Annotated in this window: 16 protein-coding genes and 1 pseudogene; 12 read left to right on the forward strand and 5 right to left on the reverse strand. The window is 70.0% G+C overall.

Annotated features, from left to right (window positions below; genetic code table 11):
- Nucleotides 1-29: 29 nt before the first annotated feature.
- Nucleotides 30-164 (forward strand): hypothetical protein, encoded by a 135-nt coding sequence (locus WME97_RS05475; RefSeq protein WP_437549966.1) that lies wholly within the window; start codon nt 30-32, stop codon nt 162-164.
- On the forward strand, nt 161-697 hold the full coding sequence (locus WME97_RS05480) for a hypothetical protein (RefSeq protein ID WP_437549968.1): 537 nt from the start codon (nt 161-163) through the stop codon (nt 695-697). The genes WME97_RS05475 and WME97_RS05480 overlap by 4 nt, the downstream gene beginning before the upstream one ends.
- On the opposite strand, the gene WME97_RS05485 is transcribed toward WME97_RS05480, so the two are convergent.
- Together WME97_RS05485 and WME97_RS05490 are read right to left on the reverse strand one after the other, a co-directional pair.
- Nucleotides 652-4,026, reverse strand: coding sequence for a hypothetical protein (locus WME97_RS05485; RefSeq protein ID WP_437549969.1), 3,375 nt, complete (start codon nt 4,024-4,026; stop codon nt 652-654). The two genes, WME97_RS05480 and WME97_RS05485, sit on opposite strands and share 46 nt — an antisense overlap.
- 264 nt (nt 4,027-4,290) lie before the next feature.
- Nucleotides 4,291-6,735: an alpha-glucuronidase family glycosyl hydrolase gene (locus tag WME97_RS05490; RefSeq protein WP_437549971.1), complete on the reverse strand. Its 2,445-nt coding sequence runs from the start codon at nt 6,733-6,735 to the stop codon at nt 4,291-4,293.
- A 480-nt stretch (nt 6,736-7,215) separates the two neighbouring features.
- On the opposite strand from WME97_RS05490, the gene WME97_RS05495 reads away from it, so the two are divergent.
- From WME97_RS05495 to WME97_RS05510, 4 genes and pseudogenes are all read left to right on the forward strand, one after another.
- Nucleotides 7,216-8,181 carry a class I SAM-dependent methyltransferase gene (locus WME97_RS05495; protein ID WP_437549973.1) on the forward strand — a complete coding sequence of 322 codons (966 nt, stop codon included), beginning with the start codon at nt 7,216-7,218 and terminating at the stop codon, nt 8,179-8,181.
- A 529-nt stretch (nt 8,182-8,710) separates the two neighbouring features.
- Nucleotides 8,711-8,935: pseudogene (locus WME97_RS05500) on the forward strand (cellulose binding domain-containing protein); the annotation flags it as partial.
- A 399-nt stretch (nt 8,936-9,334) separates the two neighbouring features.
- Complete coding sequence (locus tag WME97_RS05505; protein ID WP_437555316.1) at nt 9,335-10,393, forward strand: glucuronyl esterase domain-containing protein; 1,059 nt, start codon at nt 9,335-9,337, stop codon at nt 10,391-10,393.
- A gap of 82 nt (nt 10,394-10,475) precedes the next feature.
- On the forward strand, nt 10,476-13,133 hold the full coding sequence (locus WME97_RS05510) for a hypothetical protein (protein ID WP_437549975.1): 2,658 nt from the start codon (nt 10,476-10,478) through the stop codon (nt 13,131-13,133).
- Nucleotides 13,134-13,167: 34 nt separating this feature from the next.
- Here WME97_RS05510 and WME97_RS05515 read toward each other — a convergent pair whose 3' ends face one another.
- On the reverse strand, nt 13,168-13,485 hold the full coding sequence (locus WME97_RS05515; RefSeq protein WP_437549976.1) for a hypothetical protein: 318 nt from the start codon (nt 13,483-13,485) through the stop codon (nt 13,168-13,170).
- 535 nt (nt 13,486-14,020) lie between these two features.
- Here WME97_RS05515 and WME97_RS05520 point away from each other — a divergent pair.
- The 6 genes from WME97_RS05520 to WME97_RS05545 all read left to right on the forward strand — a co-directional run bounded on the left by WME97_RS05520 (nt 14,021) and on the right by WME97_RS05545 (nt 22,114).
- Nucleotides 14,021-16,273: a heparinase II/III domain-containing protein gene (locus WME97_RS05520; RefSeq protein ID WP_437549977.1), complete on the forward strand. Its 2,253-nt coding sequence runs from the start codon at nt 14,021-14,023 to the stop codon at nt 16,271-16,273.
- A gap of 25 nt (nt 16,274-16,298) precedes the next feature.
- Nucleotides 16,299-17,498, forward strand: a complete 1,200-nt coding sequence (locus tag WME97_RS05525) for a glycoside hydrolase family 88/105 protein (protein WP_437549979.1) — start codon at nt 16,299-16,301, stop codon at nt 17,496-17,498.
- Nucleotides 17,499-17,734: 236 nt separating this feature from the next.
- Entirely contained in the window at nt 17,735-18,529 is a 795-nt protein-coding gene (locus WME97_RS05530) for an ABC transporter ATP-binding protein (RefSeq protein WP_437549981.1), read from the forward strand.
- On the forward strand, nt 18,526-19,647 hold the full coding sequence (locus WME97_RS05535) for an efflux RND transporter periplasmic adaptor subunit (protein WP_437549983.1): 1,122 nt from the start codon (nt 18,526-18,528) through the stop codon (nt 19,645-19,647). Before WME97_RS05530 ends, WME97_RS05535 begins: the two co-directional genes overlap by 4 nt.
- Entirely contained in the window at nt 19,644-20,870 is a 1,227-nt protein-coding gene (locus WME97_RS05540) for an ABC transporter permease (protein ID WP_437549985.1), read from the forward strand. Before WME97_RS05535 ends, WME97_RS05540 begins: the two co-directional genes overlap by 4 nt.
- Entirely contained in the window at nt 20,867-22,114 is a 1,248-nt protein-coding gene (locus WME97_RS05545) for an ABC transporter permease (RefSeq protein WP_437549987.1), read from the forward strand. The genes WME97_RS05540 and WME97_RS05545 overlap by 4 nt, the downstream gene beginning before the upstream one ends.
- Nucleotides 22,115-22,241: 127 nt before the next feature.
- Here WME97_RS05545 and WME97_RS05550 read toward each other — a convergent pair whose 3' ends face one another.
- Both WME97_RS05550 and WME97_RS05555 read right to left on the reverse strand, forming a co-directional pair.
- Nucleotides 22,242-23,804, reverse strand: coding sequence for an RICIN domain-containing protein (locus WME97_RS05550; protein WP_437549989.1), 1,563 nt, complete (start codon nt 23,802-23,804; stop codon nt 22,242-22,244).
- A 641-nt stretch (nt 23,805-24,445) separates the two neighbouring features.
- A complete protein-coding gene (locus WME97_RS05555) occupies nt 24,446-24,841 on the reverse strand; it encodes a PAS domain-containing protein (RefSeq protein ID WP_437549991.1) in 396 nt (131 codons plus the stop codon).
- Between the last annotated feature and the right edge of the window lie 274 nt (nt 24,842-25,115).

A 25,115-nucleotide genomic window follows, 5' to 3' on the forward strand; every position in this document is an offset into this window, starting at 1 on the left:
ATCGTGCATCCAGCCTCAGCGAGGAGATCATGGAGGAGGTCGCAAACGGCATGGACTACCACCTGCCGGCAGGTATCTTCTGCAAAAGGTTTGCTGACACGGCGGACGCTGCGTTCAAGTCCAAGTACAAGCGACTCGGCGCCAAGGTGACCGGTCCACGATGATAACTCGCTCCGAGCTCCTCGACGTTGTTTACCGCTTCTACCCGCGCGGTGTGCATAAAATCACGCGCATCCATGTGCCCCCCGGCGAGCTCGTCTACGAGGACACGGAGGAGCGCCGCCGCCTGGTGGAAGCCGCAAGCCGAGGGCAAGCGGAGTACCCAAGGTGGAAGGTCATGATCGACAGGCTGGGGGAGCGATGCAGCCTTCAGAACGAGTCGCTCAGCCTGTTGGCGGGGTGGGTCGAACCGGCGTACTCGGCCCGCATCTGGCTCACCGATGATGCGGCGCTCAGCTTCCACGTGTCCCTGCTCGGGCCATACTACGGGATCCACCTCCCCGGCATCCCCGAGGAGGAGCCGGTGGCGCGCGAGATCGCTGGGGAGATCGAGGCCACGTACCCCGGCTACCAGCCGATCCCGCCGGAGCTCGGAAACGAGGTGGTGCCGGATGTGGACATGGACGGGGTGTCGATGGGTCAGGCGACAATCTACGTGTGCCTCTTCTCGGTCGTGTGGACTTGGGTGGATCCGTAGCTGTTCCCCTGGGTGGATGCCGCCCGTCGTGCAATGAGGGCGAGACCGAACAGGGCAACGGTGAGCCCGATGTATGCGGACCTGCTGCCAGCGCCGTGAGCGCTGCATCGTGCGTCGTTGCTGGTGTCGTCGGTTCCGTCATTTCTGCTGCTGCCGGCGGCAACGCTGGAGGTGCCGCCGCCCCCGCCGTTCTCTGCTCGGCCACCCGCGCCCGGCTCCGCACCGCCGTTTCCGCCCACCACCGGCTCCGCACCGCCGCTCCCGCCCGCGCCCGGCTCCACGCTGCCGCCTCCGTCCGTACCGAGCCCTGCGCCGCCGCTTCCACCCGCGCCGCCGGCTGCGGCCAGCCCGGGTGAGGGCTCCCAGCTGAGCAGCCGCGAGACGACGCGCCGCGTGCGCGCAGCAGGGCCGAGCTTGTCATAGGTCAGGAGGAACCGGCCACCCTCGCCGCGGGCCAGCATCGGCGCATTGCACTCGTCATCGACGAGCAGCGCCTCCATGCCCGGCGTTCCATCGGGGGCCACGGCGCGGATCCGGAGCCGGTGCGTCTCCGCCTCTTCCCACACCACCTGGTAGCTCGCGCCGTCCCAGGCCACGGCCGCCGCATGACCGGCGCTCGTCGGCGAGATCAGGAACGCTTCACCCCGCCAGCCGCCCGTGCCGTAGATTCGACCTTGCACCGGCCCCTCACCGCCCTCCGGCCAGCTACCTGCGGACTCCGTCCAGACAACGAGCGTGTCCGTGCCGTCCGTCGCCCCGGCGATGGCGGCCGGTGCGCTCGACAGCAGGAAGCCCTCCCCGACGCCTCCCGTGCGGCTCACGGGGACGAGATGCAGGCCCGCCTTCACGTAGGCCACCAGGTAGTCCCGCCCGGCGTGGAGCGGCATCGCGTGCGACTCCGGCCCGACCGAGGGCACGATGGGGAACACCGGGCCAGCGCTCCCCGAAGCGCCGAGCAGGCGGCCCGACGCGGTGTACACGAAGGGCTCCTCCGCGGTCCTCTCCACGAAGGTCACCAGATAACCGTCGCCGTTGCCGGCGACCGACGGCGGCGCCGACAGGTGGAGCGACGAGACGGCGACGCTCTGCCCGAGCGCGCCGTCGCCCGACACCCGCCGCAGGTGATCCCCGCCGGCGCCGAGCGCGCTCCAGGTGAGCACCGACGCGCCGTCGCCGTTCGAGGCCAGATCGATCGCGAAGGCGCTGCTCGCGAGCTCGATCCCGACCGGATCGACGACCTCGCCGGCCGCGCTCACGCGCACCGCGCGCGCGGTCACCCGCTCCCGGTCCGGGTCCGGCTCGTCGGTCCAGGCGACGAGGTAGCTCTCGCCGGTCCAGGCGACGCGCGGGGCGCCCTGCTTGTTCGGCAGGGGGCTGAGCCCGAGCCGGCCCGCGGCCAGCGTGAGATCCGGGCCGATCAGGCTGCCCTCGATGCCCTGGCCCTGGAACGCGAGCAGGAAGCGCGAGCCGTTCCACGCGAGCGAGCTCCGATCCGAATCCCAGATGGAGCGAGGCGACCCGTCCGCGAGCCTCACATCATCTCCCAGCACGACGCCCTCGGCCGAGACGCGGGCCCCGTACATCGAGCGACCGTCCCGCTCGTCGGCCCAGGCCACGAGATAGCTGCTGCCGTCGAACGCCGCGGCGGGGGCCCCGGTGCCCGGGCTCGGCCGCGAGATCGGGAAGTCCCTTGCCGCGATCGTGCCGTCGGCGCGCAGCACCGCGCCCCGGATCGTGCTCGTGGGATCGTCCCGTACCCACGTGGCCAGGAAGCTCGCCCCGCCGGACGCGAGCGCGGCCAGCCGCGCGTTGCCCGGGCCCTCCGAGATCGGAACGCCCCCGGCGTCGAGCGCCCTCCCATCGCTGGCCACCCGCGTCGCACGGACGGCCCGCGCGCCGCCGCCGGCGTCCTCGTCCCAGGCCACGACGGAGACGTCCGCCCCGGCGCCGACCGCCGGGCGCGACGCGCGGCCGCTCGTGGAGAGGGCGCGCTCGGCGCCGGGAACGGCGCTGCCGCTCGGGTCGACGAGGGTCGCGCGGACGTCGTCGGCCCCATCGTCGGCGAGGCTGAGCCAGGCGGCCACGAAGCGCTCCCCGTTCCACTCGACCGAGGGATACACGCCCTCGTCCGACGTCGAGATCGCGAAGCTCGCCGGCCCTTCGAGCGTGCCGTCGGGTCGCATCACGCGGCCGCGAATGGTGATCCGGGCGTCGTCGCCGTACTGGCTCCAGGTGACGAGGTAGCGGCCTCCGCCGTACGCCACGCTGGGCAGGTACTGCCCGGCGGACTCCTCGCCCAGATCCAGCCAGTCGAGATCGAGCACGTCCCCGCGCGCGCCGACGCGGACCGCGCGGATGCGCGACAGATCCTCGAAGACGACGACGTAGCTCGTCCCGTCGGTCGCGATCTCCGGATCGAACCCGACGTCGTGCTGGACGGGCACGGGCGGCTCCGTCCCGATCTCCGGGCCCACCTCCGGATCGAGCAGCGCCGGATAGCCGCTCTCCTCGACGACCGAGGCGGGCACGCGCAGCTCGATGTGGCCGTCCGCCCAGCGGGCGGGCACCGGAACGCGGCGGCCCGACGCGTCGATCCACGTGCCGTGGCCGTACACGAACCGCTGCGCCGGCGCGGCGCCGAGGACGAGGCCGCGGGCGTCGCTCGCGACCGAGGGCGCGGCGTCCGCGGCGCCGAGCCGGGCGCTCACGCGCACGACGAGATCGCCGCGCCCCCCAGGCCGCTCGGGGAACCGGAACGCCTGCTCGGCGTTCGCCTCGTGGTTCTTCCACAGCTCGCTGCAGGTCCCGAACGCGCGCTCCGCGCCGCCGTCCGCCGCCATGCGCACGCGGCCCTCGCCGTTCACGCACTCGTGGCCGGCGCGGGCGATCGATCGCGTCGTGAGCGTGAGCGCGCTCCCCGGCTGGAACTCGCCGGGCGCGCCCTCGAGGAGAGGCCCGCGGAGCGCTCGGCGGCGCGCCGTCAGCTCGGCGGCAGTGCGCGCCTCGGCGAGCGCCTGGAGCTGCCTCGCCCGCCCCCTGCGTGCCGCCCTCGCCACGGGCTTCGCGCGGATCCGCGCCGCGCCGCCCGCGAGGTCGATCCGGTGGGCGGCGCCCTCGGCGGAGAGCCCTTGTCGCGTGGCTCGAAAGCTCGCCCGCGCTCTGCTCACGATCCGCCCGAGCTCGACCGGCGCGGCGCCGCTCGGCCGGAGCGCGCGCTCCGCGGGGCGCCCGGCAGGACCATTGCCCGCCGCCTGCGGTCCAGGCGCGCTGCACGCCGAGGCGCACCCCGCCATCAACAGCAACAATGCTTGACTCGAAGTCAGCGTCACGACGCACCTCCTGACGGCCCTGGCGGCCGACGCGCACCCCGCCGTCCTCCGATGGATGGGCCAGCAGGACGGTAACAGCGTGTGAGCGTTCACGTCGATCGCGGACCACGACGAGGTCATGCGACGACTCCGGTGTTGTGACCTGGCCAGATCGCCGAGTCAGCAAGACCCGGAGGACGCTGTGCGCTTGACGGGGGCAGGGGCGTGAAGATCGCCAGCAGGCCGCGGGCCAGACCGAGCTGGCCCGCCGCTCTCACTGCGCTCTCACTGGAGAATGGCCGGGGACGGATTCCCCGTATAGACCTGCGAGCAGCGGGGCTTCTTCGCGTCGGACGGGCAGCGGAGCCCCTGGTAGAAGCTCAGCGTGTTCGCCAGGGGGGCATAGCCGCTCGGGACCTGGAGCTTCGACACCGAGCCGAAGTAGGCGAGGCACGCGTCGCGCCACCAGCGCGCCTCGTAGTGCTGGATCTCGAGGAAGTCGCTCACGTCACCGAAGCGCTTGGCATCGATACGGCCCTCGACGGACTTCCATGTCTCTCGCATCACGCCCACTTCATCGACGCCCTGGCTGTAACGATGGACGAGCTCCTCCCAGACCGTCCTCCCCGACTTCAGCTTGTCTTGCCAGCCGACGCGGTGGAAGAAGAGCACGAGATCGTCCGGCACCGTGTCCCGGCTCCCGAACTTCTGTCCCACCTGCGCGGCGTACTGGCCAACAGCGTTGCTGCCCGACGAGGTGCGGTTGAAGCCGATGTTGTTCGCGTCCGCCTTGTGATAGTAGACCGGGTTCCACTCGACGCGGCTCAGGCTGTTCAGCCATGGCCCTGGCCCGTAGTGATGGTCGTTGCCCATGATGTGGACAAGGCCGAGGGGCGTCATGTAATCGACGAGCGCCTCGCGTGACTCCATCATGATCTGGACGACCGGCTCGACGACGACGGGGTCGTTCGAGAAGGTCTGCCGCACCCACTCCTCGGCGATGGCCTCCGAGGAGAGATCCGGGTTCCACGCCAGGCGTCCGAACACGTACCAGTTCGCCTGGTTCATCTGCGAACCGGTCCAGTTCGTGTCGTCACCCACGTTGGCGACGCCCGAGATCGCGGTGGTCGTGTACTTGTGGAGGGTGCCGTCGATGATCCGGGCCACGGTCGAGCCCTCGCCGCCCGCGTAGGTGTCCGCCTTGAGGACCTCCTCGTAGAGCGGGCCGAGGTAGGCGAGGTGCGTGTCCTCGCCGAGGTACTCCTTCGTGATCTGGAGCTCGAGGGCGAGGGGCGTCTTCGGCATGGCCCCGAACAGCGGATGGAACGGCTCCCGGGGCTGGAAATCGAGCGGGCCGTTCTTGGCCTGCACGAGGACGTTGCTTTTGAATTTGCCGTCCAGAGGCTTGAACTCCTCGTAGGCCTGCTTGATGCGGTCCGGCGGGCTGGTGTCGGAGTAGACGAAGGCGCGCCATATCACGATGCCGCCATGCGGCGCGACGGCGTCGGCGAGCATGTTGGCGCCGTCGGCGTGGGTCCGCCCGTAGTCCTGCGGCCCTGGCTGCCCCTCGGAGTTCGCCTTCACGAGGAAACCACCGAAGTCCGGGATCTGCTGGTAGATCTCGTTGACCTTGTTCGTCCACCATTGCTTGACGCTGGCGTTGGTCGGATCCGCCGTGCTCAGGTTGCCGATCTCGACCGGCGCGCTGAACCGCGCCGTGAGGTAGACCTTGATGCCATAAGGGCGGAAGACGTCGGCGAGCGCCTTGACCTTCGTAAGGTACGATGGAGTCAGGACCTGCGCGTTGGCGTTCACGTTGGTCAGCACCGTCCCGTTGATGCCGATGGAGGCGTTGGCCCTCGCGTAGTCCTTGTAACGGGGAGAGAGCGTGCCGGGCAGCGCGCTCCAGTCCCAGATGGAGCGGCCCGCGTAGCCGCGCTCCACGGTGCGATCGAGGTTGTCCCAGTGGTTCAGGATGCGATGGCCGATCTTCGGAGAGCCGGTGAGCGACAGCTTGTCGAGGGCGCTGTGGCTCTGGACGTGCCGCAGGAGCGCGAAGGTGCCATAGAGCACGCCCACCTCGGTGTTGCCGGCCACGGCGATCACCCGTTGGCCTCCGACGTCGGCGGCCTCGACGAGGTAGCCCTCGGGGCCCAGGGCGCCGAGGCGCGCCGCGAGCGGCAGGCCCTTGATGACGTCCGCGGTGGCCGTCCCGATCACCACGGCGCCCGCTCCGTCGACGGCCGCGCCGGTCCCGACCGTTCCGCCCGTCAACCCGCTCAGCCCTTTGACGAGCTCGGCCTCGGCGATGTCGAGGCTCGCGCCGGTCCCCGACTTGACCACGCGCTTGAAGGCCGCCTGATACTCCGCGAGGCGCCCCGGAATCGGCACCTTCGGGTACCTGAGCCAGAGGTCTGCGCCCGTCTCGTCCGGCAGGGCGCCCGGCGCGGGGTACTCCTCGTCGGAGCCCGACATCCCGCCCGTGCTCCCCGTCGATGCTGTCGTGTCCATGCCGCCCTGGCCGACCGATGCGCCGCCGCCCGTGCCGGTGTTCGCGCCGCTGCTCGCGCCGCCGCCCGTGCCGGTGGCCCCGCTGGGGCTCCCCGCCGCGCTGGAGCCGCCGCTGCCGGTCACCTCGTTCGGCTCATCGGTGCCGCTCGAGGAGCAGGCGCCCGCGAGCGCCGCGCTCAAGAGCCCGACAACGAGGAGCGGTACCCTCAGGATCTTCATCGAATGAGGCCGTCGGGGGGGCGGCCGGCCCGCGCGACGTGGCATCTTGTTTTCCGAAGGAGGCGCCATCTGAATCAGCCTTTCCATGGAGGGTGGCTTGGGAAAGAGGGTGAACCAACCGATTCGCGGATCTCGAGGGTGAATCTCGACGCCCGTCAAGGGCTAAACGCGCCGTGCAAGACTGCAACGCACCGCGGCTCCGCCATGCCTTGCCCAGCTCGTCAGAGGTCGCTTCTCGTGCGGTCGTGCGGGAAGTGTTCAGCGCTCCTGCATTTCTGGCGGGGTCCGAGCAAAAAACGTCAGGAATGCGGACTGAAGCTGCCAACCACCGTGATCGAGGTGCCTTGCGTGCGCGGTGAGCATCGGCGACGACTCGACAGGCGGAGGAGGCGACGGACCCAGTGCGCAACCGCGAGCTCAGCCGGCGTCACCACCTCTGTAGGTCACGGCACAGGGGGCCGGCCGTGGTATGCCATCGCGGTGTCCAGCGCCGCTGATCCCTCGGCTCCTCCGCCGCCGCCCGCCTTCGAGGCCAGCGACTACAGCTGGCTCGTCGGCTTCGAGGGCGACTGGCGCGACACCTGGTGGAACCGTGATTTCGTCGAGCTCATCGCCCGCCGGCTCCGGCTCGACGAGGTGCGCGCGGCCGTCGATGTCGGCTGCGGCGTCGGGCACTGGGGGCGCACCCTCCTGCCCGTGCTCCACGGCGACGCCACCCTGGTGGGCGTCGATCGTGAACCGTCGTTCGTCGCGCGCGCCGCCGCCGAGGCCGAGGCGTGCGGGGTGGCGGCGCGCACGTCGTACCGGGAGGGCCTTGCCGAGGCGCTCCCGCTGTCCGACGCGAGCGTCGACCTCGCCACATGCCAGACGGTCCTGATGCACGTCGCCGACCCGCTGCGGGTGCTGCGCGAGATGCGCCGTGTCCTGCGCCCCGGAGGCCTGCTGCTGGCGGTCGAGCCGAACAACTTCGCCGAGAAGGCCACCGCGCTGGTCACCGCGCCCGGCCTGTCGCGCGCCGACCGGCTCGCGCTGCTCGAGCTCGAGGCGACCTGCCAGGACGGCAAGCGCGCGCTGGGACAGGGGGACAGCTCCGTGGGTGAGCGGCTGCCAGGGCTCTTCCGCGAGGCAGGGCTCGGCGATCTCCACGTGTGCCAGTCGGACAAGTGCGCCGCGCTGATCCCGCCGTACGAGACGCCCGCGGAGCGCGCGGAGCTGCGCCAGGTGCTGGCGTGGATCGACGGCGGCATCTGGCTCGGAACGGGCGGCACCCGCGACCAGGCCCACGCCTGGTATCTGGCCGGCGGCGGCGATCCGGCGCAGTTCGAGCGGCTGTGGGCGATCGCCATGCAGGAGGCGCGCGCGTGGAAGCAGGCCGCGCTCGCGCGCACGCTCGGCGGGGCGTGCGGGGTGACGTTCTATCTGGTGTCGGGGCGCAAGCCGGCGTGACGCCCGGCCTCGGAGCGGCGTAGCTCGACGGCGGCGACGATGGCGCGCGCCCAGGCAGCCTGAGCGACGGCGGCACGATCCGGAGGATCGAATCGGTGGGGGGAGATTGCTGCCCGGAGCGCTCGCTCCTTGCAGCTGCGTTTCCGGGTTGCTCTTGCTCTCTCATGGTGCCCCGCCCCACCGGGGGGTATCCGCATGTGAGTGGCTGTCCGACGAACACCGTGGTTGCCAGGCAGGGGATCGGCGAGGTCCGCGAGGTGTTCATGATCAGACGCACGCTGGCCGGGAATATTGAGCTCTACCAATTGAACGAGAGGGTTCGCAGGCGTCTCGCTGGTGCACGTATCCACCTTGAGCAGAAGCCCGCGACTCAGTCGTTCCGATCCTGGAGCATCTTATGCGTATGACTCGCTTGCTTGGCTGCATCTCCGCTGCGTTCGCGTTCGGTCTGCTTGCGTGCGCCGTGGAGCCCATCGAGGAAGAGGATCTCGACACGCTGGACGGCGCCCTCGACAGCGCTGACGGCTCGATGTCGGCGGAGCTCGCGATTCAGTCGGACTGGGGGAACGGCTACTGCGCGAACGTCAGGGTGACGAACAAGTCCCGCTCCCCGGCCACCACCGGCTGGAACGTGGGCGTCCGGCTCAACGGCTCGACGCTGGCCAATGCGTGGAACGTGACCTCCGTGTCCTCGAACGGGCAGTTCACCGCCACGAGCGTGACCCACAACGCAGCGATCAAGGAGAAGGGTTGGGTGGAGTGGGGGTTCTGCGCGAACGGCAGCGGGCGGCCCGCCGTCGCGTCGGTCACCGGCAGCGGAGGCACGATCGTCGGCACGGGCGCGTCCTCCTCGTCGAGCAGCAGCGCGAGCTCGTCGTCGAGCAGCAGCTCCTCGTCGAGCAGCAGCTCCTCGTCGAGCAGTAGCGCGAGCTCGTCGTCGAGCGGCTCGTCGTCGAGCAGCAGCTCGGGGGCGGGCGGGGCAGGCGGCTCTGGCGGTGCGGGCGGCTCCGGTGCGGGCGGCTCCGGTGGCTCCGGCGGGTCGGGCGGGAGCACGGGCGCGGTCGAAGACAGCGGCGCGAGCTGCCCCAAGCCGACGTTGCCCGCCGCCTCGTCTCTCCCGGTGTTCGACACGCATCACGATCCGTTCCTGAGCTTGAGCGGCTCACGCATCACGAAGAAGTCGGAGTGGGCGTGCCGGCGCGCGGAGATCAAGTCGCAGGTCGAGACGTATGAGTCCGGATCGAAGCCCGTGGTGTCCAAGGACAATGTCACGGGGCAGTTCTCGGCGAACAGGCTGACGGTCAACGTCAACGATGCAGGGAAGAGCGCCTCCTTCTCCATCAACATCAGCCGGCCTTCCGGCGCGCCCGCTGGTCCGATCCCGCTCGTCATCGGCATCGGCGGTAACAACCTCGACACCAGCGTGTTCACGCAGAACGGCGTCGCGATGGCGACCTTCGACAACAACGCGATGGGCGCCCAGAGCGGCGCCGGCTCGCGCGGGACGGGCACGTTCTACAACCTCTACGGCAGCAACCACTCGGCCAGCTCGATGATCGCGTGGGCCTGGGGCGTGAGCCGGATCATCGACGCGCTGGAGAAGACCCCGGGGGCCAACATCGACACGAAGCGCATCGCCGTGACGGGTTGCTCGCGCAACGGCAAGGGCGCGCTCACGGTGGGCGCGTTCGACGAGCGCATCGTGCTGACGATCCCCCAGGAGTCGGGCGCCGGGGGCTCGGCGAGCTGGCGCGTCTCGCAGGCGGGCGCCAACGCCGGGGAGAACGTGCAGACGCTGTCGAACGCGGCCAACGAGCAGCCGTGGTTCCGCGCGAACTTCGGCTCGACCTTCGGCAACCGGGTGACGTCCTTGCCCTTCGATCATCACATGGTCATGGGCCTCGTCGCGCCGCGCGCGCTGCTCGTCATCGACAACAGGATCGACTGGCTCGGCATCAACAGCACCTTCACGGCGGGGTCCATCGCCCAGCAGATCTGGAAGGGGCTGGGGGTGCAGGACAAGATGGGCTACTGGCAGACCACGGGCCATTCCCACTGCGCGTTCCCGTCCTCACAGAGGGCGGCCCTCGAGGCGTACGTAAGGAAGTTCCTTGTCGGCGGCGGCACCGCGGACACCAACCTGCTCAAGGGCGACGGGGCGACGGCCGATCTGGCCAGGTGGATGAAGTGGACGGCGCCGACCCTCCAGTAACCCCCTGCGCCCGCCCGCGCCTGCCCATGGCCGAGATGCGTCTCGGGGCCGTTACCAGAACGCCATGAAGAGGGTGTCTCAGATGCGAACACACGGTAAGAACAGAACAGCGCTGCATTGGGTGATCGTGATGGGAGGCGCGCTGCTCGGCGTGCTCGAGAGCGGCGCGACCGCGATGGCGCAAGCCGAGGGCTACTTCACGAGCTGGCAGGCGTTCGAGCCGACCAACCCCGAGATTGTTCAGAACGGGGGAGACATCGCCGCGGTGGGGTGGGCAGAGCGGGGCGACTACGACGACGTGATCATCAGCAACACCCTGGCCGGGGTCCCCACGGGGCTCGAGACCAGGGGGTGGGGCCTGGCGAAGCTGGACCCTGCGCTCGATTGGATCAGCAGCAACGGCTATGCGCTCGATTACCTGTTGATGGACATCGAGGGGGACACCCAGACGCACTACGATCTGCTCCTCGACAACGTCGACCGCGTTCGAACCGACCCGGACGCGGATATCTCGGGCGCGTATGTGGGCAACTACGGCTACTACCCTGGGATGAGCGTCGATACGTCCGGCGCGTGGCCCTGGAATGTCGGTGAGCAGTACAAGATTGATCGAGAGAATATCTATTATACGTCAGGCATCAATGTCGCGATGCCGGTGGCGTACAACTCGAGCCAGTCGGCGTTGCATGTCACCTCCTCGATCAACGGCGTGCCTTATGTCGGCGGAACGGCGCCCACCCAGATCTCCGCGATCTTCTGGCAGGGGCTCGAGACGGTGAGCGTGGCGGCGCGCCACCTTCCTGCTGGTGATTTGTTGATCCCCTACATCGCGGACTTCGTCAACAAGCCCAACTATGGTGTGCCTCAGTCGCAGGTCCTCCTGCCGACGGACAACGTCGCGCAGGTCCAGCACTACCGGCTCCGCGGGGCGGACGGGTTCAGGACGTGGGAGGTCAACGTCAACCAGTCGGGGGCGACCACCTACTACTATCAGACGTATGGCAACGTCGTCACCGCGACGCTCGCGTTCACCGCCGACATGGCCGACGCGTGGCAGGCGCTGGACGGCGTGTTCGCGCGGGACGGCGAGCTGCGCACCCTCAACCTGGCGACCAGCAAGAACGCCGGCATCGAGTGGTCCGGTGTTCAGAGAGGGGGCCGCGTCGATGTGCTGGTGAGCAACATGAATACCACGACGCAGCACGCCGACTGGTCTCATGTGGCGGCGTTGCCCTCCCAGTCGCCGGACGTCGCTTACCACGATCACGTGCGCCTCCAGTATGAGGCCTGCACCATGGACCGCGAGGACTACGAGCAGCACGTCTTTGGCAACGCGATGAACAACCAGGGCGCGAACAGCTGGACGGGGGCGAACCCGGACAATTTCGCGATCGGCTCGCCGCCGGGAAGCGGGAACGTCTCCGAGCAGAGCATCGTCTCCACGGGCGGCTACAACGGCAAGGTAGCCTGGTCGGCGTTCGATGGTCCGAGCTTCAGCAGCACGGAGAAGGTCGTCTACTCGGGTCTCATCTACAATGCCATCTCAGGGGTCGCGTTCGAGCCGATCAACGTGGCCGGCGGGAGCCCGACGGGCTACGCCCTCCCTGCCTACCAGGGGCCGACCGTTTCCATGGCCTGGGGGGCGCTCCGCCTTCGCTCCGGCTATGACGGCGGAGATGTCTATCAAGCCGTCAACATCCCCACCACGATGGGCAAATGGCTGGAGGTGAAGCTGGTCGTCAACCCCACCGTGGGCACCGGTCTTGGCTCGCTGTACGTCCGCAATGTGACGGACGGGCAGAAGGACTTCACGCGCGTCGTCTTCGACAATCTCAATACGACCGGCGTGACCGAGCGGGTGCTGGTTGTCCCGCTGCTCATGGGCGTGAACAAGAATCCCTCGAATTTCAACGGGTTCATCGTGGCGGCCTACGGTGACAACAACGCCGTGGATGACCTCTCGATGGGGTACTACGTGCCGCAAATGAATGACAATTTCGATCATTATCAGTCTGGCGTCACCATGGACAGCCAGGTCGTTCCGCAGCTGGTGTGGAAGGGTCCGGCCTCCGGCGGGCCAGGGCAGCTCACGGCTTCTGCGCCGTACGGCACCGGTAATCCCTCGACGCTCGCGGTGAACCCGTCGGGATCGACGTTGGCCCGCGCCTGGTGGGAGACCGAGCTGACCGACCACGACCCGAGCGACCTGACGGTTTATTCCGGCCAGCTGTACGGCACCACAGGCGTTTACTTTGCTCCTGTCAACACGGCCACCAGCGCGAGCAATGGCCTCACCCCGAACAACTACGTCGGGTTCCTTGTCCAGTTCGAGCAGGGGCAGCTGCGCCTCCGGGGGTCGCGGGACAGCGGCGAGCTGTACAAGGCGACCAACTTCGCGCCGGCTTCGGGCAAGTGGTACGAACTTCAGGTGCAGGTCGACCCGAACCGCGACATCGACGGCGTCGCGGGTGGTGACTTCGGCGCTGCGCGTGTCTGGGTGAAGAACCTGACGGACAACACCGCTCCGGTCCTCGTCGATTTTGACAAGATGTCCACGACCGGCGTCGTGGAGTCATTGCTGGAGGTGCCGCTGTTCCTGAACGCGACGACCAGGAACCCGTCCAAGTGGAACGGCTGGGAGATCGGCGGTATCAACTCCGGTGTTCAGGTGGATAACCTGCGCTCGGCGTTGTATCCGTACGTCGATTTCGTCGGCCGCAACCAGTATATCGCCGATTGAGGGCCCGTCAGGGCGGCTCGGAGCGCCGTGAGCCCTAGGCGCTCGCGCGGGCCCCTCCCTGGCCCGGGCGCCCTCCGCTCAGCCGCTGCCCGAGGAGCTGCTTCGCGCGCTCCGCGAGCCGCAGCTCCTCCTGCCGGACCTCGCCGAAGAAGGTGGCGAGCTCTTGATCACCCTGCTTCTTCGCATCCTGGATGTACTGGGAGTGGGTCTCCGCGCCCTTGAGCGTATGGTAGAGCACGCTGACCAGGTTGTAGTCCTTGTCCGGGACCACGCTGCTCTCGCTGCGGCCCTCCTGTAGACCAGCGCCCTGCTGCCCCTGCGCGCCCATTCCCTGCTTCTGCTCGGTCGCCATATCGAACCTCCTCGACTCCCCCCACCGGGGCCGGGCAATGCAAGCGGGAGACCGCGCACCGGGGAGCCCCTGTGTCGCGGGGTCCGCGCGAGCGGCGCGGTCGCTCCACCCCGCTCGTCGCGTCCTGCAAGAGCAGGCAGACGCCCGCGCAGGATCGCACCACCCTGCGCGATCGCGCCCCCTCACGCGGAGAAGGCGGCGAGCGCGCTCGATGCAGCCCGCGCCAGGCCATCGCGACAGGCACGGCTCAGCTCGCAGGACACGCTCCTCGGGGCGCCTGCCGGGCTGATCCTGGCGGGCTCACAGAAGGTTCCTCCTCTCCCGCATTCCGCTCGCGACCGCATGTCGCCAGTGTTGTTCTCTCCGCTCTGGTCGGATCTTCCGGCGTGTCGGTGGCTGCCGAGACTGCCCATCGTGGACACGTGGTGATCGCCCCCACGGCAGCGAGAACTCAGGCGGTTCCAGGCCCGGGCGAGCTGATACGCTGCGCCTCACGCACCAGCTCGTCCCTCTGAGCCCTAGCCCCATCCATTCCATGAAATCACGGTCTCGCGGCTTTCCTCTCCGTCTTCACACCCTCGCTCCGGCGCTCGCGTGCGCCGCGCTCGCGGCCGCGGGATGCGGCACGGACGCCCGCGGGCCGAGCGAGCCGCGGGACACCGGCGTCCATCCGCGGCTCCTCGCGCGCCCGGAGCACCGCGACCTCCTGCGCTCGCGCGTCGATCGCGAGCCCTACGCCTCGATCCTCGCCACCCTGAAGCGCCGCGCCGACCGCCCCTACGATGAGGAGCCCGACCCTGCTTCCTGGGACCACAAGACGAACGGCTACAACGCCTCGACGGCGCAGGCGAATGCCCTCCTCGCCTGGGCCTTCGAGGACCGGGCGGCGGCCGACAAGGCGCGCGAGTTCCTGCGCCGCCTCCAGACCAACTGGGACACGAACACGGTCCTCGACATGAACATCCGGATGGCGAGGATCCTCATGGGGTACACGAACACGTGGGACCTCCTGAGCGCCACGCCGTGGTTCCCCGACGAGGAGTCCGCGCAGGCCGAGAGAAAGATCACCGACATCACCGGTCAATTTTTCGCCAAGTACCTCGAGCAGGATTTCTATCGAGATCTCCTGCTGCGCCCCGCGCAGAACAACCACCCGATCCGGACCGCCGACGCGCTCGGTTATGTGGCGCTCGCGTTCCCCGAGCACCCGGCGGCTGCGACCTGGTGGAACTGGTCGATCTCGGAGCTCGATTACCTCTGGGGTCCGGACGGCCAGTACGTGCAGCCCGACGGCGGCGCGTCCGAGGGCCCGTATTACTCCGGCTTCGCCTGGGGCCCGACGGCGGCGTTCTTCATCGCCCTCGACAACGCGCTCGAGGGCGAGGTGGCCTTCACCCGCGACTGCCGTACCCGCTCCGACGAGGACCCGTGGACCGGGCACGGCTGCGTCGACGGCGAGCAGGGCGCGCTGGAGGTCCCGCTGCGCGGCGGGCTCTTCACGAAGGCCGTCGACTGGTCGCTCTCGCTGCGTCTCCCCTGGGGCAGCCGGCCCCCCGTCGACGACGGCGTCTTCACCCCGTTCAACGGGAGCCCGCTGCTCACTTCTTTCGGCGGGAGCGGGGAGTACCTGTGGGACTGGGAGCAGAACCGCGATCCCCGGGCCATGGAGTTCGGCGCCGACCTCATCGCCCATCACCTGCTCTACGTCGACGACGCAGTGGCCCCCGAGGCGCCGCGCTTTCTCACGCGCTTCTTCCCTGACACCGGCCACGCGGTGTTCCGCTCGGACTGGGGCGACGACGCGCGCTGGCTCCTGCTCCTCGCGGAGCACGGCTCGGCGCGCAAGGCGATCCACGACCACGTGGACGGCACGTCGTTCTCCCTCGCGGCCTACGGAGAGTACCTGTTGATCGACGCCGGCTACTACAAGCCCGATTCGCTCGACAACGCCAAGACCAGCCAGTCGCCGTCGCACAACGTGGTCCTCATCGACGGCCGATCCGCGCCCGACAAGGGGCTCTTCAACGATTTCGGCGACGCGGACGCCTTTCTCCGGAACACCCACGACGGCGACGCCGTCGACTACGCGGAGGCGCACCAGGACTACCAGGACACGCACGTCGAGCGGTCCGTGGCCTTCATCGACGGCCGCTACTTCGTGGTCGGCGACCGCCTCTCGACGTCGCACCCGGCGGCCCGCGCGCACGCGTGGCGGCTGCACGGCTACGCGGGGCTCACGTCCGGAGGCACCTTCGAGCTCCTCCCCGACGGCGGCCGATGGGAGCGGGCGCGGGCGGGCGTCGAGGCGCGCGTGCAGTCGACGTCGCCGGGGCTCACCGTCGTGGAGCCGCCGTACACGCCGCTCACGGTGCCCCACGTCCACGAGTTCGAGGAGGACCGCAAGGCCGCCGACCACGCGGTCATCGACGCCACGGTGGAGGCCGAGGCGCCGGGGTTCCTGGCGGTGCTCCTGCCCTACAAGGTCGGCGTGGACGCGGGGCCCGACGCGCCGCTCCAGGCGGCGCCGATCGCGGCGGAGCCCGGGGTCGTCGCGTGGCAGATCGAGAGCGAAGGAGGGACCGACGTCGCGGTGCTGCGGAGCAAGGGAGCCCCGGAGGCGCTGGCGCTGCCTGGGGGGCAGGTCCTCGAGACCGACGCGGAGCTCGTCGTGCTGCGGATCGAGGGCGACCGGCCGTTCGCGCTGATGGCGAGGGGGACCAGGGTGCTCCTCGACGGGAGCCCCCGCGTCACCGCGCCCGACGCCACCAGCCTCGCCGTGGAGGAGTGAGATGCCCCCGAGAGCGCGCCCTCCCATGTCGCGCACGTCGCGCCTCCGCGCGCTGCTCGTCGCTGCCGCCGCGTGCGCCGCTGCGGCCGGCGGGTGCGCGGGGGATCCGGGCGCCGGGCAGCCGGGCAGCTCAGGGCCGGGGTGCATCCCGAGATCACCATCGGCGGAGGACGCGTTCGCGCGCGAGCGCGCACCCGACTCGGAGAGCATCACGCTGGCGCGCGCCATCGCGGACCGCTGGATCGCCGAGCACCCGGCGGAGTCGCTGCCGTGGGACTGGGGCGAGGGCACGGTCATGCTCTCGCTCGTCGAGCTGTACCGCGTCACGCAGCACTCCCCGTACCGGGACTACTACCGGCGCTACCTCGACCGCCACATCGAGTACGGCTACGAGATCACGACAAGCGACCGCTGCCCGCCGGCCATGGCCGCGCTCGCGCTCCACGAGGAATCGTGCGCGGCCCCCTATGCGAAGGTCGTCGACGACGTGCTCCGCTACCTCTACGAGGAAGCCCGCCGGACGGAGCAGGGCGGCATCAATCACCTCGGCGTGTCGCCGCTGTTCGAGCCCACCCTCTGGGTCGACTCGCTGTTCATGTTCGGCAACGTGCTCGTCCGCGCCGGCGAGCGCTCGGGCGAGGCGCGTCCACTCGACGAATTTTCGAATCAATTCCAGATCTTCGCGTCGCTCCTCCAGGACGAGCCCGGGCTCTTCCGGCACGCGTACGACTGGGCGGCGCCGCAGGATCCGGACGTGTACTGGGCGCGCGGCAACGCCTGGGTCACGGCGGCCGGCTACGAGTACCTCCGCGTGCGCGCGGCGCGCGGCGAGCGCGACGACGCCGTCGCCGGGGCGCTCGAGCGGCAGGTCGCGGCGGTCCTGGGCGCGCAGGACCAGGACAGCGGCCTGTGGTGGACCATCATGAACCGCCCGGGCGAGATCTACCTGGAGACGAGCGCGACGGCCCTCTTCGCCGCCGGGCTCGCGCGCGGGTTGCGCCACGGCTTCCTCGACGCCTCGGTGCGCCCCGCGATCGACCGCGCCATGGCGGGCGTGCGCTCGCGCATCGAGGAGGACGGCTCCGGGCGGCCGGTGGTGACCGGAATCTCCGGGCCCACGACGGTAGGAAAGCTCGAGGATTACGCGGCTGTCGAGCTCCGCGACGATCTCTCGTACGGCGTCGGGGCCGTGATCCTGGCGCTCGTCGAAACGTCCGGGCTGTAGCGCTGCCAGCGCCACGCTTGCCGTGGCCTCGGCGCGCGACCGCCGCGCTCCTGCGCCGCGGTTGCCTTGCTGCTGCGCTTCGCCTACGCCTCAGCGCGTCCGCCGGCCTTCGCGACGCGATGGCCGGAGCGACGAGAGCGGCGCACCCTGGTGCGTCACGCGCGGGTCAGGCGAACCGGGCTCGCGCGGGTCGCGGCCGTCCCTGTGGATGGCGCAGGCCACCGCCGAGGACCCTCATGGCTGCACTCGTGAAGCTCGACGCGATCACCAAGGTCTACTGGATGGGCGAGGTGGAGGTGCAGGCGCTCCGCGGCGTCTCCCTGGAGCTCTCGCGGGGCGAGATGGTCGCCATCATGGGCGCCTCGGGGTCGGGCAAATCGACGACCCTCAACGTGATCGGCACGCTCGACCGCCCCACCGGCGGCCGTTACCTCCTCGACGACGAGCCGGTCGAGGAGCTCGACGAGGTCGAGCTGGCGCAGCTCCGCAACCGCAAGATCGGGTTCGTCTTCCAGTCGTTCAACCTCCTTCCGCGCGACACCGCCCTCGCGAACGTCGAGCTACCCATGGTCTACGCCGGCGTCCGACCGTCCGACCGGCGGGCGCGGGCCGCGCGGGCGCTCGCGCGCGTCGGCCTCGAGGACCGGGCGCACCACCTGCCGAACCAGCTGTCCGGCGGCCAGCAGCAGCGCGTCGCGATCGCCCGCGCGATCGTCAACGAGCCGCCGCTCCTCCTCGCGGACGAGCCGACCGGCGCGCTCGACTCCGCCACCACCGGGCAGGTCATGGAGCTCTTCTGCGCGCTGCACGCGCAGGGGATGACGGTCGTCGTCGTGACCCACGACCGCTCGATCGCCGACTACGCCACCCGCGTCGTCACCTTCAGGGACGGCGCCATCGTCGAGGACACCGGCCCCCGCGGCCGGCGCGTGGACGTCTCGTCGCCGGTTCCTGGCCCTTCGTTGCCGGTTCCTGGACCGCCGTCGTCGGTTCCTGGACCGCCGTCGTCCCCTCCCGGAGGCCTCTCGTGAGCGCCCGGCGCAAGCGGCGCCTCTGGCCGTGGCTCGTCGGGGCGCTGGCGCTCGCCGGGGGCGGCGCCGCCGTCCTCGCGAAGGCCGGCGGCGGCCCCGCGCCCATCGACCCCGCGCTCGTCGTGACCGCGAAGCGCGGCGACCTCGCCGTCGAGATCCTCGAGACCGGGCGCATCGAGGCCCGCGAGCAGGTCGAGCTCAAGTCCAAGGTCGCGGGCCAGGTCGCCGAGGTGCTCGCGGACGAGGGCGCCCGGGTCCGGAAGGACGAGCTGCTGCTCGTGCTCGACCCGACCGACTACGAGCGCGAGGTCGCCCGCGCCGAGGCCGAGCTCGCCCGGGCCAGGGCCGCCGCGGGCTTCGCCAAGCGCGTGGTCGCGCAGCGGACCGCCGGCGTCGAGGCCAGCGTCGTCCCCGCGCAGGAGCTCGACACGGCCAAGCACGACCTCACCGAGAAGACCGTCGCCATCCGGCTCGCCGAGGTTGCGCTCAGCGCCGCCAGGGACCAGCTCCGGTACACGAAGATCGCCTCGCCCCTCGACGGCACCGTCATCCAGCGCAACATCGAGCCCGGCGAGGTCGTCACGCCGGGCGTGCAGTCGACCTTCAACGGCAAGGCGCTGCTCACCGTGGCCGATCTCTCGACGCTCGTGGTCAAGGTGGACCTCAACCAGATCGACGTGGCCAAGGTCGCGCTCGGCCAGACGGCGACCCTGACGCTCGACGCCCTGCCCGGCAAGACGTACGCGGCCAGGGTCACCAAGATCGCGCCCGCCTCGGTGAAGCTCGAGGGCCGCGAGGTCGACGTCTTCCCGGTCGAGGCCGAGCTCACCCAGATCGACGGCCTCATCAAGCCCGGCATGACCGCCGACGTGCGCATCCGGCTCGACAGCAGGCCGGGCGTTGTCTCCCTGCCCATCGAGGCCGTCGCCGACGAGGGCGGCAAGCAGCTCGTCACGCGCGTCGTCGACGGCCCCGACGGCAAGCAGACGACCGAGAAGGTCGAGGTCGCGCTCGGCGCGCGCAACGATCGCGACGTCGAGATCGTCAACGGCGTCGCGGAGGGGGCCCGCGTGCTCATCAACCCGCCCTCGGCGGCAGCGAACGAGACGAAGATGTGAGGTGGTCCGCCTACCTCGCGATCGCCGCGAAGGCCCTCTCGGCGCACAAGCTGCGGTCGCTCCTGACCGTCCTCAGCATCACGCTGGGCGCCTTCGCCATCGTGCTCATGACCTCGCTCGCGGAGGGCGGCCTGCTCACGCTGGGCCGCGGCATCGAGCAGCTCGGCGGGGCGCGGCTCATCCTCGTCGTCCCGAAGGCGCCGGAGCGCGCCGAGCGGAAGAAGACGATGTACGTCACCGGCTTCACCCGCCGGGATCGCGATCGGCTCGCGCGCGGCGTCCCCCACGTCGCCGAGCACACGATGTACGCCATGCTCGGCTCGCGCGACGTCACCTCCGACGAGGGCAAGGAGGATCGCACCGACTTCATCGCGGCCGACAGCGGCTTCCTCGCCGCCTTCCGGATGCCCGTCGCGCGCGGCCGGACGTTCTCCGACGAGGAGGACCGCCGCCGCGCCCGGGTCTGCGTCGCCGGCCCGAAGCTCGCGGCGCGGCTCTGGCGCGGCGACCCGATCGGCCGGTGGGTGACGGTCGGGGCCCTGCGCTGCCGGATCATCGGCGTGCTGGCCGACGCCGATCGGATGGGCGTCAACTTCGGCTTCAGCTGGGTCGACCTGCTCGTCGCCCCGCTCGACACGGCGGCGGACGTCGAGAAGGCGGTGAGCACCTCGGCGCTGCTCGTCATCAAGACCGACGACGTCCGCAACAACGACCCTGTGAAGCGCATCGTCAACGCGCTCCTCGTCGATCGCCACCACGGCGTCGACGACTTCACCCTCCTCGATTTCAGCAGCATCATGCAGAAATTCGAGGCCATGTTCACAACGATGAAGGCGATCGTCGGCCTCATCGCGGGCGTCGCGCTGCTCATCGGCGGCGTGGGCGTGATGAACATGATGCTCGTCAGCGTGTCCGAGCGCGTGCGCGAGATCGGCATCCGCAAGGCGCTCGGGGCGTCGCCGCGCGACATCAGCGCGCAGTTCCTGGCCGAGGCGGCGCTGCTCTCGGGCTTCGGCGGCCTGCTCGGGGTCGCCGGCGGCGCCGCCGCGGCCGAGCTCGCCTCGGCGGTCATCCGCCGCTTCACGCCGAGCTGGATCGGCGCGGTCTCCACGCCGGCCGTCGTCGCGGCGCTGCTCGTCTCCTCCGGCGTGGGCGTGATCTTCGGGTGGCTGCCGGCCCAGCGCGCGGGACGGCTCGACCCCGTGGCGGCGATGCGGCGATGAGGCTCGACGATCTCCTCCACTCGACGCGCGCCGTGGTCGCCGATCGGACCCGCGCCGCGCTCACGCTGCTCGGCATCATCATCGGCACCGGCTCGATCGTGCTGCTCGCCTCGCTCCTCGCGGGCGGCGAGGAGGCGCTCCTCCGGGCGAGCCAGCAGGCCGTGGAGGCCGACCTCATCCAGGTCCACCCCGCGGAGGTGAGCGTCAAAGACCGGCGCCGCACCCGGCGCGATCTCTCGCGGGACGACGCCCGCGCGCTCGCCGCCTCGCGCGCCCTCGGCGGCGCCTCGGCCCTGAGCGAGTCGGTGCGCCCGACCGAGGCCCGCGCCGGCGGCAAGAAGAAGCGGATCTCCCTCGTCAGCGCCGTGCCGGCGGCGCCGGCCCTCTACGACCTGGAGCTCGCGGCGGGCCGGTTCCTCATCGAGGCGGATCTCGCGGCGCGGCGGCGCGTGTGCGTGGTCGGCCACGAGGTCTGGGCCGAGCTCTTCGGCGGCCCTCCGGCGCGGGCCGAGCAGGCCGAGCCCCTCCACATGACGGCCGACGGGCACGTGTGGACGGTCGTCGGCGTGCTCCAGGACCGGCCGATCCTCGGCTCCACGGACGACACGAACATCTGGAACCGCAAGGTCCTCGTCCCGGAGACCACCTACGACGCGCTCTACGCGCCGTCGCACAGGACCGATCGCCTGTACGTCCGGCAGGACCCGCTCGTCACCGTCCGGACCCCGCTCGCCGCGCTCCGCGGCGTCATCGACGCGACGCTCCAGCGCCGCCACCACGGGGTGAAGAACTTCAGGATCGAGGACGAGGAGAGCCACGGCCAGGAGAAGCTCGTGCTCGACATCATCAAGATGCTGCTGCTCAGCACCGGCGTTGTCGCGCTGATCGTGGGGGGCATCAACATCATGAACATCATGCTGGTGACCGTGACCGAGCGGACGCGGGAGATCGGCGTCCGCCGCGCGGTCGGGGCCTCGCCGCGCGCGATCCTGCTGCAGTTCCTGTGCGAGGCGGCGGCCGTCTCGCTGCTCGGCGGCGTGCTCGGCGTGCTCTCGGGGCTCGCCCTCTCCTGGCTCGCCAGCGTGCTGCTCGCGCAGATGGTCGGCCGCTGGGCGTTCCAGGTCGAGCCCTGGTCGCTCTTCCTCGGCCTCGGCCTCTCGGTCACGATCGGCGTGGTCTTCGGCTTCTACCCGGCCTGGCGCGCCGCGCGGCTCGACCCGATCGAGGCGCTCCGCGCGGAGTAGCGCTCTCTCACCGCTCTGCACACGGAGCCCGGCTTGTGATGAAGGTGGGGGAAGACGGACATGCTCGACCGACGCGAGAGCATCCGCAGCAAGACGCCGGCCGATGCTCCGCGTCCCACCAAGGGGATCAATTAGGCCAGTTGTAATCGTCTACGTACAACAATTGGTAGGTGGGATCGCCCGTGGTGACGCATGGCTTGAGGACCACATTGTTCGGGGTAGCGCTCCCGTTGACGTCGAGGCATTGACCATTGGTCGCGTTCTGCAGTTTGAACGTGCTCGAGCCGGGGAAGTTGCCGATGACGGTCCACATGAATTCGTTGCCGGTCCCGCAGGCCTTGACCCGCACGTTGGAAGTCGTACCGTCGCGGTAGGCGCATTCCGTGCCCCCATCGGGGTTCCCGTTCCGCAGCCGGAAGGTGCCCGTGCCGAAGGCTTCGAGGTGCCAGCGGGTCGCCGGTTGATCGGCCGTGGAATAGGCGGCTTGCAATTGGGGGTCCGTTCCGGTGGGGCGTCTCAGGATGGCGGGATTCGCGCCGCGCGAAAAGAACACCGCATTGAATGTATACAGGCCCTGGAGATGGCCGAACACCAAGGTGGACCCAAAGGTTTGCCCCGATCCCCCCGTGCCGTCATTCCTGCTGCGCACGGTGAACCCTTTCGCGGTTCCGTTGAAGGGGATGAGATCGGCGAGGAAGCGCGCGCCCGGGTTCGTGGTGGGGGCATAGCCGCCCACGCTCGAGCCCACCCAGGAGGGGCTGATGGTGTAGGTCGCGGTGCCGTAGCCGGAGGTCGCCGCCGCGGTGATTTCCTTGATCATGGGATAGGTGAAGCAGCTGTCCCACTGGGGAGGGCAGGCTTTCACCCCGATCGCGTACGACTTGAGCGGATTTTCATGGGCCGGATAGCTTCGGGCCCGGGCGCTGGCGCGCCAGGCCCTTCCGTTCGGGCCGTCCACCGGCCGCGATTCCACCAGGTACGCATCGGTGGCGGCGGTGATGCTGTTGGCCGGGTCGGTGCTGAGGACGTGCGCGCCTCCGCCGATCAGGAAGTAACCGCCAAGAAGCCAGGACTCCGGGGTCTCGACGGTGTAATTGGACGGGGGATTGACGGCGCTTGTCACGTAGTCCACGCCTTCGGTGACCTCGGGCGTGAAGGCGGTACCGGTGGCATCGACGAGCTGCATTTGGATGACATAGGCCTGCAATTGATGGGTCGCGCCGGAGGCCCTCACCACCCAGGTCGATTTGTCATCGATCCCAAGGCGCGGGGGCGAATGGCCCGCCGGGCCCGTGCAGCCGAAGGCGTTGGCTGCCGTGAAGAAGCTCGGGCTGGGAAAGGATGCCTGCAGCATGGCGCCGGGGTTGTCCTCCCCCAGGATCTGCGCGCCGCCCCCGATGCGGACCCAGCCATCGTCGGCGGTGCAATAGGCGCAATTGGTCGTCGCAGCCGCGGTGGGATCGCAGGTCTTCACCTGGATGCGGATTCTTCCGCTGCCGTCGGTGAAGTCCGTGTTCGTGATGGCGGCCGCGGTGACGAGGGTGTCCTCGGGTCCGGCGGGGGAGCCGTCTTCATCGGTGACCGCGCATCCGGTCAGCAGCCCGCCGGCCAGCAACGAGCCGGAGAGGGCGGAACGGGCGACGCGGATCCCGCGGCGCCCGGCCAAGGTCATAGAACGCAGCATGAACATGACTCCTTGAAAGATTTTACCTTATGTCAATGCGGTGTTGGTGGCGTCCGCGGGATTGGAAGCCTCGCGCACGGGTTCTGTTGCCGATGCCCGTGAGCCAAACGATCGGCGCGGGTCGGGCTCGTGGCAGCCGTGTCGCCTGCGCGCTGGCTGCCAGGTCTGCCGGGGCGCTCGTCGTCCGGAGGCCCGATGCCCGATGCCTCGCGGTCGTCGTGAACGACGGTCCTCCTCGGCCGCTGCCCGGAGGTTATCGCACGCCTCGTGCCAGGTTCAGCAATGGCCTGGGTCGTCCGGCCATCACGCTCCGTGCGGAAAAGGCACGGCCGAGCTGGAACTGCGGACCGATGCGCCGCTACCTGTCACGGGTTGCACCGTGACAAGTCACGCGTTGTACCGTGACAAGTCACGCGTTGTACCGTGACAAGTCACGGACCGCAGCGTGAGGAGCTGAGGCGGCGCGGTCTGCTCGTGGGCTCGGCGTTCTGGTTCTCCATGCCCGCGGAGGCGGAGATCGGCATCCGCCGCGCGGTCGGGCCCTCGCCGCGTGCGATCCTGCTGCAGTTCCTGTGCGAGGCGGCGTGCTCGGCCTGCTCTCGGGGCTCGCCCTCTCCTGGCTCGCCGTCAACGCCGGTCAACGCCGGTCAACCGCGGATGAACACCCAGACCGCATCGTCCTGCTGTCGCGCGCCCGCCTTGTAGAACAGCGAGACGTCGACGTGCCGTGTCTTGTGAGGGAAGTGGAACACGAAGCCGAAGGTGGCCTTGAGCTCGCGCTGCTCGACCCCGGCCAGGAAGCGGCCGTGGAACTCTTTCACCCGGCTGCAGGGGGCGATGTCGGTGAAGAAGTTTTTCCCGATGACGTCCTGACGATTCCGGCGCGCCTGACGTTCCTCGTAGAGGTTGTAGGAGAGCACCGTGCCCTCGCGATCCAGCCGGATGATCCCGAAGGGCTGCGCGTCCAGGCCGCGTTCATCCAGGTTGAACACCCCGATATCGAACTCGAACTCACCGCCTGTGGACTGCTCCTCCGAACCCATCCAAGAACCTCCCGACGTGCGCTGCCCCCGATAGACGCTTGCCAGGGTAGGGGACGCCGCGGAGCGAGACAATCCGGCGCGACCGCATCGGGCCGTCGGGCAGGGGAGGGGGGCCGCCCGGGGTCGAGCGGTCCTCCCAACCGACGCGCTCGCCGCGATCTCGGCCGCGCCGCGCGCGAGGCGCGGCCGAGATCGCGGCGCGCGCTGCATGGGTCGAATGAACCGGCGCGGATTCTGCGTGCTCGGCGCAGCAGAAGCGCTGCCCGCGCGAGCG

Source organism: Sorangium sp. So ce367 (genome assembly GCF_051520455.1).
GTDB classification, from domain to species: domain Bacteria; phylum Myxococcota_A; class Polyangia; order Polyangiales; family Polyangiaceae; genus Sorangium; species Sorangium cellulosum_B.